The organism is Mycobacterium sp. (assembly GCF_035570115.1).
GTDB lineage: Bacteria > Actinomycetota > Actinomycetes > Mycobacteriales > Mycobacteriaceae > Mycobacterium.
Genome location: NZ_DATMLH010000118.1, coordinates 32,939 through 44,490, shown reverse-complemented (window position 1 = coordinate 44,490; position 11,552 = coordinate 32,939). Strand labels below are relative to the sequence as shown.

Here is an 11,552-nt window from a genome sequence, read left to right as displayed (position 1 = left end):
GTTGAGACAACCAGTGATACGACACGCCGGGGTCAGCGCCACTGGCGACTACGCTGCGACCGGCACAATGACGCCCATGTTGAAGTCCGAATCGAAGGGACAGTTATGACCGTGAAATTGCTTGCCGGGGCGGCGGCCGTCGCCGCAATCGCCGCCGCGGCGGCCGGCTTGACGTCGGTTGCCATTGGCGCCACGCCGGGCTTGCAGGTGCAGCCTGCCGCCTTGGGCGTGCCCTTTGCGCAGGACCCCCCACCGCCTCCGCCGCCGGGCGCGCCGCCCCTGCCGAGCCCGGACCAGTTGTCCAGCCTGTGCAACCAGGTCACCGACCCTGGTGTGTCGTATCAGAACAAGTTCGGTCTGGTTGAAAACGGCATCAGTGGAGACGAGGGCCATGTGGCCGACCACGATCTGAGAAAGGCCTACCGGGACGGGAAGTTCCCGGAGCAGTTCAACGTGACGAACATCCAGCCGGTCGGCCCAAACGCGGTCAGTGCTGACGTCGCCATCACGGGTCCCAAGTTCGCCGGGCCGGTTACGAAGCAACTCGCGTTCATCGACCAAGGTGGCACCTGGGTCATGCAGCACGACGCCGCGATCGCGCTGGTGCAAGCGGCCACTGGCTAGCCGGTTACCGCTCGCAAGTCGATCCGCGCGATCCGCTCGGGATCGGCCAGCACGTCGATCGCGGCGATCCGCTCGCCGCGGACCACGAAGCCCATGATGGCGGTCGGCTCGCCGTCGACGTAGACCACCGCGCCGGCGGCGCCGTTGACGATGGCGGGGCGGACTTCGCGTTCCGGCGCTGCGTAGCCTCGGGCCAGCCCGGCCACGGCGGAGGCGCCCTGCACCGAGCGCAGTCCGGCCGGCCCGCGGCCGAAATCGCCGCGCAGCGACACGTCGGGGTCCAGTACGGCGACCAGCCGGTCGAAGTCACCGGCACGCCCGGCGGCAAAGAAGGCGTCGACGACGGCGTGTTGGGCCGCCAGGTCGGTGTCCGGGTTGGGCGCGGCATCCTGGATGCGCCGTCGCGCCCGGCTGGCCAGCTTGCGGGTGGCCTCGGGTGACCGCTCGACGATCGGTGCAATCTGGTCGAACGGCACGGCGAAGACGTCGTGTAGCACGAACGCCAGCCGCTCGGGGGGCGGCAAGGTGTCCAGTACCACGAACAACGCCAACCCCACCGCGTCGGCCAGCATCGCCTGGTGCTCGGGATCGGGTTCGCCGACCGCGTCGACGATAGGGTCCGGCACTCGGGCGACGAGTTCTTCGCGGGGTCGTGCCCGGCGGTTGCGCAGCGTGTTGAGACAGATCCGGGCCACCACGGTGGTCAGCCAGGCGTCGAGGTTGGCGATCTGCCGGGCATCCCGGTGGTCGCCGCCGGTCAGCCGTAGCCAGGCCTCCTGTACGGCGTCTTCTGCGTCGTCGACCGAACCCAGCATGCGGTAGGCCAGCGCGCCCAGATGCGGCCGGGCCGCCTGGAAACGAGCTGCCAGGTCGGTGTTTGCGGTCACCGTCCACCAGCGTCGGGCAGGGCGCACACCCTGCCGTCGCTGAAACCCGATGCCCCGATGCCCAACGCGAGATTGAAGCGCCCCCGAAGATTGCCGAGCGTGATGATGTGGGTCAGCCCGACTAGTTGGGCGTTGTCGAAATGCGCGCGCAAGCCGTCGAATAGCGCGTCACTCACCTCGACCGGTGTGCGGCTGACCGCCGTGGCGTATTCGAGGATGAGCTTGTCGAGGTCGGAGAAGCAGGTGGCGTTCTGGTAGTCGGATAAGGCCAGCAGTTCCTCGTCGGTAAGCCCCCAGCGGCGCGCGATCGCCGAACCGAGGTCGATGCAGTACTCGCAGCGCACCGTCGCCGCCGATTTGAGCTCGGCCAGCGCGCGATGCCGGGGGCTGAGGATATCCATTTTCGACTCGGCCAGTTCCAAGCGGCCATAGGCGTTGAGCAGCTTGGGGATATACGCATACATCCGCAGCGGCTCGAGCATCGTTGCGGTTTCGAGTCCGGTCATCTGCTTGAAGCGCCGCTTGGTGAAGAAATAAGCGATCTTGGCGCCGAGGCCGGCGTCGCGATCGGAAACTCCGGTGATTCGTGGCATGGTGGTCCTCCTCAAAGCCTTTCTGAATGCCCGGCTCCTTCTCGGGCCGTTGCACGGCCCGCATCGTCGCCGGGCGTCGGGCGTTCCTACCTACCTCGACACCGGCCGGCGCGAGAACGTGACCGAGCGCTAAGCCTGGGGAGCGACCGCATCCAGATCGAGTAGCCGGGCATGTAGCACGATGCGATTCCGCAGCGCCGCACGCACTGCGCGATGCAAACCGTCCTCGAGGTAAACGATGCCCTTCCACTTCACCGCGTGCGGGAAAAGGTCGCCGTAGAACGTGGAGTCTTCGGACAGCAGGCGATCAAGCGCCAGCACTGTCGTGGTGGTGACTATCTCGTCGAGTCGGATCTGCTGCGGCGGAATTTGCGACCAGTCCCGGTAGGACAGCCCATGCTCGGGATACGGCTTGCCCTCACGCACACCCTTGAAGATCATCCGCAGATCGTCTCCGGCGCGTCGCCGCGGCTCGACGTGGCCATGCAGGAAAGGCTAGCGGAACCGTAGCGGCTGGTGATCACCGTAAAATGGGTCAGGTTGGAAAGGTGGATCCAGATGGCTAGTGCGGACGACCGTCGCTTTGAGGTGCTGCGGGCGATCGTCGCCGACTTCGTCTCCACCAAAGAGCCGATCGGGTCGAAGTCGCTGGTCGAGCGCCACAACCTGGGCGTCTCGTCCGCCACGGTCCGCAACGATATGGCCGTGCTGGAGGCGGAGGGTTACATCACCCAGCCGCACACCAGCTCCGGACGGGTGCCGACCGAAAAGGGCTACCGCGAATTCGTCGACCGGCTCGACGACGTCAAGCCGCTGTCGGTGGCTGAGCGGCGAGCCATCCAAGGCTTTCTGGAATCGGGTGTCGACCTCGACGACGTGCTGCGACGCGCCGTGCGGCTGCTGGCGCAGCTGACCCGCCAGGTGGCGATCGTGCAGTATCCGACGTTGTCGACGTCGACCGTGCGGCACCTGGAAGTGATTGCGCTGACCCCGGCCCGGTTGCTGATGGTCGTCATCACCGACTCCGGCCGGGTCGACCAACGCATCGTCGAGCTCGGTGATGTCATCGACGACCACCAGCTGTCCCAGCTGCGCGAGATGCTCGGCCAAGCGCTGGAAGGCAAAAGGCTTTCGGCGGCATCGATCGCGGTCGCGGATCTGGCCGCCCAGCTCGACGGCCGCGGCGGGCAGCGCACCAGCCTCAGCGACGCGGTCGGACGCTCGGCGACTGTGCTGCTGGAGTCCCTGGTCGAGCACACCGAGGAGCGGCTGCTGCTCGGCGGCACCGCCAACCTGACCCGCAATACCGCCGACTTCGGCGGTTCGCTGCGGTCGATTCTGGAAGCACTCGAGGAACAGGTCGTGGTGCTGCGGCTGCTGGCTGCCCAGCAAGAAGCCGGTAAAGTGACGGTGCGCATCGGGCACGAAACCGAGGCCGAGCAGATGATGGGCACATCGGTGGTGTCCACCACCTACGGCACCACCGACACCGTCTACGGCGGCATGGGTGTGCTCGGGCCCACCCGAATGGACTATCCGGGAACTATCGCCAGCGTCGCAGCGGTTGCTCTCTATATCGGCGAAGTGCTGGGTGGGCGATGAGCGCCCACTCATTGCACAATCTGTGGAAGGCCGCGGTAGTGCGGTCTGAAAAGGCCTAAGGGCCTAAGAAAGGTCAGGCGTGGCACGCGACTACTACGGTCTGCTCGGCGTCAGCCAGAACGCGAGCGATGCGGAGATCAAACGCGCCTATCGCAAGCTGGCGCGTGAGCTGCATCCCGACATCAACCCCGACGAGGTCGCCCAGGCGAAATTCAAGGAGATCAGCGTCGCCTACGAGGTGTTATCGGACCCCGAGAAGCGACGCATCGTCGACATGGGCGGCGACCCGCTGGCGAACGCGGCGTCGGCTGCGAACGGATTCGGTGGTTTCGGTGGTCTGGGCGATGTGTTCGAGGCGTTCTTCGGTGGGGGCGCGACCTCGCGCGGACCGACTGGACGGGTCCGGCCAGGTTCGGACTCGTTGCTGCGGATGCGGCTCGACCTCACCGAATGCGCGACGGGCGTCAGTAAACAGGTCACGGTGGATACCGCGGTGCTGTGCGACCGGTGCCAGGGCCGCGGCACCAACGGCAATTCGGCACCGGTGGCCTGCGACACCTGCGGCGGTCGCGGGGAGGTGCAGACGGTCCAGCGCTCCCTGCTCGGTCAGGTGATGACATCGCGACCGTGCCCGACCTGCCGCGGCGTCGGTGAAGTCATTCTCGACCCGTGCTACCAGTGCGGTGGCGACGGACGGGTGCGGTCTCGCCGGGAGATCACCGTGAAGATCCCCGCCGGCGTCGGCAACGGCATGCGGGTCCGGCTGGCCGCGCAAGGCGAGGTCGGGCCCGGGGGAGGGCCGGCCGGCGACCTCTACGTCGAGGTCCACGAACAGCCGCACGACATCTTCGTGCGCGATGGCGACGATTTGCACTGCACGATCTCGGTGCCGATGGTCGACGCGGCCCTGGGCGCCACGGTGACCCTGGACGCGATCCTCGACGGCCCGACCGAGATCACCATTCCCGCGGGGACTCAGCCCGGTTCGGTGACGACCCGTCGGGGCCACGGGATGCCCCATCTGCGTTCCGGCGCGCGCGGTGATCTGCACGTGCATGTCGAGGTGGTCGTGCCGGATCGGCTCGATCATCGCGACACCGAACTGCTGCGCGAGCTCAAGAGCCACCGAGGTCGTGACGTGGCCGAAGTCCGTTCCACGCATGCCGCCACCGGCGGATTGTTCAGCCGGCTGCGTGAGACCTTTACCGGGCGCTAATTGCCCGGCCTTTTCTACATCGACGCGCTGCCCGCGACCGGTGAGCTGGCCGCCGTCGAGGGTGACGAAGGCTTTCACGCCGCTACCGTGCGGCGCATCCGGCGCGGCGAAGAGCTGATTCTCGGCGACGGCGACGGGGGCCTGGCCCGTTGCGTGGTCGAACACGCAGGCCGCGACGGGCTGCAGGCCAGGGTGCTGGAGCGCTGGCAGGTACCGTCAGTCCGGCCGCCGGTCACCGTCATCCAGGCGTTGCCCAAGGCCGAGCGCTCCGAGCTGGCGATCGAGTTGGCCACCGAAGCCGGAGCTGATGTCCTGCTGGCGTGGCAGGCCGCGCGGTGCGTGGCCCGCTGGGACGGCGCCCGCGCCGATAAGGGCCTGCGGCGCTGGCGCGCGGCCGCTCGCGCCGCTGCACAGCAATCCCGTCGAGCGCATATCCCGTCGGTCGACGGCGTGCTCTCCACCGCGTCGCTGACCCAGCGGATCGGCGACCTGGTGGCGGCCGGAGGCACGGTGTTGGCTCTGCATGAGTCAGCCACCGGTCAGCTGACGGATCTCGACCTGGTGCAAGCGAAGTCGGTGATGTTGGTGGTGGGCCCCGAGGGCGGCATCGCTCCCGACGAGCTCACTACGTTGACCCACGCCGGTGCCGTGGCAGTACGGCTGGGCCCGACCGTGCTGCGCACGTCGACCGCGGCGGCGGTCGCATTGGGCGCGCTGGGTGTGCTGACCCCGCGGTGGAGCCAACCCGACGACGCCGGGGACTGGTGAACCGGCCGTGTCCGCGTCGAGATTGACGTTAGCGCGTCTTTTCCCCGATTTTTCCGCGCTGGCGTCGATCTCGACGCCGCCGAACTGGTAGCCGCACCGCGGCCAACCATTGGGTTCGCAAACCTGCCGGCGGTAGACTTAACCGTCCGAGCATCCCGCTGAGCACACCGCAGAAAGCAGGCATTAGAGACCACGTGACGCCCCGCGAAACCAACGCTGCTGGTTCGCTGACACCCCAGGTTCGCAGCAGCATCGACGTTCCGCCCGACCTCGTCGTGGGCCTGCTGGGTTCCGCTGACGAAAACCTGCGTGCTCTCGAACGCATTCTGGCCGCTGATCTGCATGTACGTGGCAACGCGGTGACGCTTTCCGGTGAGCCCGCCGACGTCGCGCTCGCCGAACGGGTGATCTCCGAACTCGTCGCGATCGTCGCCGGTGGCCAGCCGTTGACGCCCGAGGTGGTGCGCCACAGTGTGGCCATGTTGATCGGCACCGGCAACGAGTCTCCGGCCGAGGTGCTGACCCTTGACATCTTGTCGCGTCGCGGCAAGACGATTCGGCCCAAGACCCTGAATCAGAAGCGCTACGTCGACGCGATCGATGCTCACACCATCGTCTTCGGGATCGGCCCGGCGGGGACGGGCAAGACCTACCTGGCGATGGCCAAGGCGGTCAACGCGCTGCAGCGCAAACAGGTCACCCGCATCATCCTGACCCGACCGGCAGTGGAAGCCGGTGAGCGGCTTGGCTTTCTGCCAGGCACACTGAGCGAGAAGATCGACCCCTATCTGCGTCCGCTCTACGACGCGCTGCACGACATGATGGATCCCGAGCTGATCCCCAAGCTGATGGCGTCCGGGGTCATCGAGGTCGCGCCGCTGGCATACATGCGCGGTCGCAGCCTTAATGACGCGTTCATCATCCTGGACGAGGCGCAGAACACCACCGGCGAGCAGATGAAGATGTTCCTCACCCGACTGGGATTCGGCTCCAAAGTCGTTGTTACCGGCGATGTTACGCAGATCGACCTGCCGGGCGGCAACAGGTCGGGACTACGGGCCGCGGTCGACATCCTCGAAGGCATCGACGATATTCACATCGCCGAATTGACCAGCGCCGACGTCGTCCGCCATCGGTTGGTCGCCGAAATCGTGGATGCCTACGCACGCCACGAGGAACCCGGTCTGAACATGAACCGGGCAGCGCGGCGGGCGTCGAGTGCCCGCAGCCGCCGGTGACCGCGCCGTGAGTATCGAGGTCGCCAACGAATCGGGAATCGACGTCTCCGAATCTGAATTAGTCAGCGTCGCAAGGTTCGTCATTGCCCGAATGGACGTCAACCCGGCCGCCGAGCTGTCGATGGTGCTGCTAGACACCGCGGCGATGGCTGATCTGCACATGCGCTGGATGGATTTGCCCGGACCGACCGACGTGATGAGCTTTCCGATGGACGAGCTCGAGCCGGGCGGCCGCCCCGACGCTCCGGAGCCGGGACCGGCGATGCTCGGCGACATTGTGCTGTGCCCCGAATTCGCGGCTGAGCAGGCCGCGGCTGCCGGTCATTCGCTGGGGCATGAGTTGGCGCTGCTGACAATCCACGGCGTACTGCACCTCCTCGGCTACGACCACGCCGAGCCGGACGAAGAAAAAGAGATGTTCGGCCTGCAGCGTCGTCTGCTCGGAGAGTGGGTCGCCGACCAGGTCGAGGCCTACCACCATGAACGCCAGAGCGACAGGGACCAGCGGTTGCTGGATAAATCAAGATTTTTCGACAATTGAATGGGCCCGGTCCGCTGCTCGGCGCGATTGTGCTGATCGGTTTGGGCGGTTTGTTCGCCGCGGTCGATGCCGCGATCAGCACGGTGTCGGTGGCGCGGGTGCACGAACTGGTACGTGACGACCGGCCGGGCGCGGTGCGGCTGGCCAAGGTGATGGCCGATCGGCCGCGCTACATCAACTTGGTGGTGTTGCTGCGGATCATCTGTGAGATCAGCGCGACCGTGCTGCTGGCGGTCTACTTTCACCGGCACATCAGCCACGGTTGGGGGCTGCTCGCCGCTGCCGCGACAATGGTGGTGATCAGTTTCGTCGTCATCGGTGTCGGCCCGCGCACGCTCGGCCGTCAGAACGCCTACTTGATTTCGCTGGTGGGAGCGCTACCGCTACAAGTGATTTCGGTCTTGCTCGCCCCGATTACCCGACTGCTGGTGGTGCTGGGGAACATGCTGACCCCGGGCCGGGGCTTCCGCAACGGTCCGTTCGCGTCCGAGATCGAATTGCGCGAAGTCGTCGATCTGGCTCAGCAGCGCGGCGTGGTCGCCGCCGACGAGCGCCGGATGATCCAGTCTGTCTTCGAACTTGGCGATACACCGGCCCGCGAGGTGATGGTGCCGCGCACCGAGATGATCTGGATCGAAAGTGACAAATCGGCCGACCACGCGATATCGCTGGCGGTGCGCAGCGGGCATTCCCGCATTCCGGTGATCGGTGAGAACGTCGACGATGTCGTCGGTGTTGTGTATCTGAAAGACGCTGTGCAGCAAACACATCACTCGAGCAATGGCGGACGGGACACCCCTGTTGCGCAGGTCATGCGACCAGCGGTGTTCGTGCCGGACTCCAAGCCCCTGGACGCGCTGCTGCGCGAAATGCAGCGAGACCGCAACCACATGGCGCTGCTGGTCGACGAGTACGGCGCGATAGCCGGACTGGTGACGATCGAGGATGTGTTGGAAGAGATCGTCGGCGAGATTGCCGACGAGTACGACGCGGCCGAGGTCGCGCCGGTAGAAGACTTGGGCGACAACCGGTTCCGGGTTTCGGCGAGACTGCCGATCGAAGATGTCGGCGAACTGTACGGCGTCGAGTTCGACGAGCACCTTGACGTCGACACGGTCGGCGGGCTGCTGGCTCTGGAGCTGGGTCGGGTCCCACTGCCCGGCGCCGAGGTGGTATCACATGGGCTGCGGCTGCACGCCGAGGGCGGCCCGGACCATCGCGGCCGGGTCCGGATCGGCACCGTGTTGCTCAGTCCCGCCGGCGACGACGGCCAGGAGGTAAACCATGACGGCTGAGCCGCTCGATGCCGAGGACGCAAAGCTCGTCGTGCTGGCCCGCTCGGCCATGGCACGCGCCGAGGCCGGCAGCGGCGCAGCGGTGCGTGACGTCGATGGCCGGACCTACGCCGCAGCGCCGGTGGATCTGTCGACGTTGCAGCTGACCGCGCTGCAAACGGCGGTGGCCGGGGCGGTATCCAGCGGAGCGGTCGGGCTGGAGGCCGCCGTGCTGGTGGCCGGTTCCGCCGATGACGCCGGCATCGCCGCTGTCCGTGAAATATCGGGGACGGCGGCGGTCATCATCACCGACGGCGCAGGCAACGTCCTGCCATGACCATGCCCGTCGCGGGCTCACCGCCAAACCATGACTGAATTCCATTCCGGCTTCGTCTGTCTCGTCGGGCGGCCGAATACCGGGAAGTCGACGCTGACCAATGCGCTGGTCGGCTCGAAGGTGGCGATCACCTCGAGTCGCCCGCAGACTACCCGGCACACGATTCGCGGCATCGTGCACCGAGAGGACTTCCAGATCGTCCTGGTCGACACTCCTGGACTCCATCGGCCGCGGACCCTGCTGGGCAAGCGGCTCAACGATTTGGTCCGCGATACCTACGCAGAAGTCGACGCCATCGGTTTGTGCATACCCGCCGACGAGGCGATCGGCACGGGAGACCAGTGGATCGTTGAGCAGATCGACTCCGTCGCGCCCACAACGACGTTGGTCGTCGTCGTCACCAAAATCGACAGGGTGACCAAGGACAAGTTGGCTGCGCAGCTGGCCGCGGTCGGCGAGTTGGTCGGAATCGCCGACGGTCGTCGAGCCGAGATCGTCCCGGTCTCGGCGGTCACCGGTGAGCAGATGGACGTGCTGATCGACGTGCTGGCTGCCGCGTTGCCGGCTGGGCCGGCGTACTACCCCGATGGTGAGCTGACCGATGAACCCGAAGAGATTCTGATGGCCGAGTTCATTCGGGAGGCCGCCCTGGAGGGCGTGCGCGAGGAGTTGCCGCATTCGCTGGCGGTGGTTATCGACGAGGTCAATCCGCGCGAGGGGCGTGAGGACCTGATCGATGTGCACGCCGTTCTCTACGTCGAGCGCGACAGCCAGAAGGGCATCGTGATCGGCAAAGGTGGCGCCCGATTGCGCGAGGTGGGCACCGCGGCGCGCGGCCAGATCGAGAAGCTGCTGGGTACCAAGGTCTACCTCGACATGCGCGTCAAGGTCGCCAAGAATTGGCAGCGCGACCCCAAACAACTTGGTCGGCTTGGCTTTTGAGCTAAGGTTGGGCCCTCAGCGCAGTTGCGGTCCGGTGGAGATCGGTGGCTTGTCCGTGCCGGTGTTCCACCAAACCTCCGGTTGCTTGGCCGCCCAGCCGCTGAGCCCCTCCAATTCGGCGGCCAGAGAGATCAGCAGTGGCTCGCTGTTGGCCGGTCCCATCAGCTGCACGCCGATCGGCAAGCCTTCGGAGGTAAAGCCTGCCGGGACGTTGATCGACGGCCACCCCAACACATTCCACGGCCAGGTCACCGGGCAGGCAGCGATCATCACGCGGTCGGTGCCCAGGCCGCCCAACTTGTCGAACGTGTGCACCAGCGGAGGCGGCTGCGCGGTTGTCGGCGCCACCACGACGTCCACGATGCGGAAAATCGAGCCCACCCGTCGCTGATCGGCGGCTTCGTGCCTACGCGCGGCACGCAGTATCGACTGCGAGAGCACCCGCCCCATCCGCATATTCGACATCGTGCGTGGATCGAGCTCCACGCCGTCACCCAAGCGCTCGGCCCAGTCGATCAGTCCGGAAGTGGAACGTGACAGAAAGTTCCACGACAGCCGCAGTCCGTAATCGGGGTTGCCCGACATCACCCTGTGGCCGAGCAGTCGAAGTTGATCGCCGACCGACTCCAGCGCCGCCCTGATCTCCGGATGCAAGCGAGCCGGAAACCCGGTGAAGGGAAACCCTGTTGACAGCGCGATCCGCAGCGGCCCGGGAGCGATGCCCACGTGGTCGGTCACCGTCACCGGCCGCGGCTTGTGCAGATCGCCCTCGGCGTTGCCGGACGCCGCATCGAGCACCAGCGCCGCATCGGCGATGGTGCGGGCCAGCACGCCGTTGACCGTGATGCCGTTGAACGCCTCCGGTAACGGCCACGTCGAGATGCGGCCACGTTGCGGTTTGATGCCCACCAAATGCGTCCAGGCCGCCGGGATCCGGACACTGCCGGCCCCGTCCGAGCCGATCGCGGCGGTGACCAGGCCAGCGGCGACCGCGGCCGCGCTGCCGCCGGATGACCCGCCCGGAGTGTGTTTGCGCGACCACGGATTGTGGGTGTGGCCGAACCCGGGTCCGCTGGTGAACGGCCATTGGCCCAGTTCGCAGGTATTGGTCTTGCCGACGATCACTGCGCCGGCCGCCTTGAGCCGGCGCACCACTTCGGCGTCCTGCGTGGCGAGCCGAACGGACCCTGATGTGCCGAAGGCGGTTGGTATTCCGGCGATGTCGACGTCGTCTTTGACCGCGATTGGGATACCCAGCAGCGGCGCTTCATCACCGTTGGCGCGCCGCAGGTCGGCCGCGGCAGCATCGGCCAGCGCCGTCTCGGTGAGCACCACGCGGAAAGCATTCAGTGTCGATTGGCTCAGGTCGATGGCGTGCAGCGAGCGACGGACCAGCTTGTCGGAAGTCACCTCACCGTTGGCCAGCTGGTAGAGCTGGTCGGTCAGGGTGGGGAAGCGTGATGCGGGCGAGTGAGTCATCGCCTATGAGCGTATCGGCGCGGGTATGAGGGGATGTGGCCACTCAATGCC

General features: G+C 66.6%; 13 protein-coding genes. 9 read left to right on the top strand and 4 right to left on the bottom strand.

Annotated features, from left to right (window positions below; all coding sequences use genetic code 11):
• Positions 1 to 105: 105 nt before the first annotated feature.
• Positions 106 to 624, top strand: a complete 519-nt coding sequence (locus VNW74_RS11085) for a hypothetical protein (protein ID WP_325676670.1) — start codon at positions 106 to 108, stop codon at positions 622 to 624.
• Here the strand turns inward: VNW74_RS11085 and VNW74_RS11080 are convergent.
• The 3 genes from VNW74_RS11080 to VNW74_RS11070 all read right to left on the bottom strand — a co-directional run bounded on the left by VNW74_RS11080 (position 621) and on the right by VNW74_RS11070 (position 2,545).
• On the bottom strand, positions 621 to 1,511 hold the full coding sequence (locus VNW74_RS11080; RefSeq protein WP_325676668.1) for a sigma-70 family RNA polymerase sigma factor: 891 nt from the start codon (positions 1,509 to 1,511) through the stop codon (positions 621 to 623). The genes VNW74_RS11085 and VNW74_RS11080 overlap by 4 nt on opposite strands.
• On the bottom strand, positions 1,508 to 2,104 hold the full coding sequence (locus VNW74_RS11075; protein WP_325676666.1) for a carboxymuconolactone decarboxylase family protein: 597 nt from the start codon (positions 2,102 to 2,104) through the stop codon (positions 1,508 to 1,510). Before VNW74_RS11075 ends, VNW74_RS11080 begins: the two co-directional genes overlap by 4 nt.
• A 129-nt stretch (positions 2,105 to 2,233) precedes the next feature.
• A complete protein-coding gene (locus VNW74_RS11070) occupies positions 2,234 to 2,545 on the bottom strand; it encodes a type II toxin-antitoxin system VapB family antitoxin (protein WP_325676664.1) in 312 nt (103 codons plus the stop codon).
• A gap of 117 nt (positions 2,546 to 2,662) precedes the next feature.
• Between VNW74_RS11070 and hrcA the strand changes: the two genes are divergently transcribed.
• From hrcA to era, 8 genes are all read left to right on the top strand, one after another.
• Positions 2,663 to 3,706 carry a heat-inducible transcriptional repressor HrcA gene (hrcA, locus tag VNW74_RS11065; RefSeq protein ID WP_325676662.1) on the top strand — a complete coding sequence of 348 codons (1,044 nt, stop codon included), beginning with the start codon at positions 2,663 to 2,665 and terminating at the stop codon, positions 3,704 to 3,706.
• 79 nt (positions 3,707 to 3,785) lie between these two features.
• Positions 3,786 to 4,922 (top strand): molecular chaperone DnaJ, encoded by a 1,137-nt coding sequence (dnaJ, locus tag VNW74_RS11060; protein WP_325676660.1) that lies wholly within the window; start codon positions 3,786 to 3,788, stop codon positions 4,920 to 4,922.
• Positions 4,923 to 5,690, top strand: a complete 768-nt coding sequence (locus VNW74_RS11055; protein WP_325676658.1) for a 16S rRNA (uracil(1498)-N(3))-methyltransferase — start codon at positions 4,923 to 4,925, stop codon at positions 5,688 to 5,690.
• Between the two features lie 194 nt (positions 5,691 to 5,884).
• Positions 5,885 to 6,928, top strand: a complete 1,044-nt coding sequence (locus tag VNW74_RS11050) for a PhoH family protein (protein ID WP_325676656.1) — start codon at positions 5,885 to 5,887, stop codon at positions 6,926 to 6,928.
• Between the two features lie 7 nt (positions 6,929 to 6,935).
• Positions 6,936 to 7,469 (top strand): rRNA maturation RNase YbeY, encoded by a 534-nt coding sequence (gene ybeY, locus VNW74_RS11045; protein ID WP_325676654.1) that lies wholly within the window; start codon positions 6,936 to 6,938, stop codon positions 7,467 to 7,469.
• Positions 7,466 to 8,764 carry a hemolysin family protein gene (locus tag VNW74_RS11040; RefSeq protein WP_325676652.1) on the top strand — a complete coding sequence of 433 codons (1,299 nt, stop codon included), beginning with the start codon at positions 7,466 to 7,468 and terminating at the stop codon, positions 8,762 to 8,764. Before ybeY ends, VNW74_RS11040 begins: the two co-directional genes overlap by 4 nt.
• Positions 8,754 to 9,080, top strand: coding sequence for a cytidine deaminase (locus tag VNW74_RS11035; protein WP_325676650.1), 327 nt, complete (start codon positions 8,754 to 8,756; stop codon positions 9,078 to 9,080). The genes VNW74_RS11040 and VNW74_RS11035 overlap by 11 nt, the downstream gene beginning before the upstream one ends.
• Positions 9,081 to 9,110: 30 nt before the next feature.
• Positions 9,111 to 10,022 (top strand): GTPase Era, encoded by a 912-nt coding sequence (era, locus tag VNW74_RS11030; protein WP_325676648.1) that lies wholly within the window; start codon positions 9,111 to 9,113, stop codon positions 10,020 to 10,022.
• Positions 10,023 to 10,037: 15 nt separating this feature from the next.
• On the opposite strand, the gene VNW74_RS11025 is transcribed toward era, so the two are convergent.
• Positions 10,038 to 11,501, bottom strand: a complete 1,464-nt coding sequence (locus VNW74_RS11025) for an amidase (RefSeq protein ID WP_325676646.1) — start codon at positions 11,499 to 11,501, stop codon at positions 10,038 to 10,040.
• Positions 11,502 to 11,552: the final 51 nt, after the last annotated feature.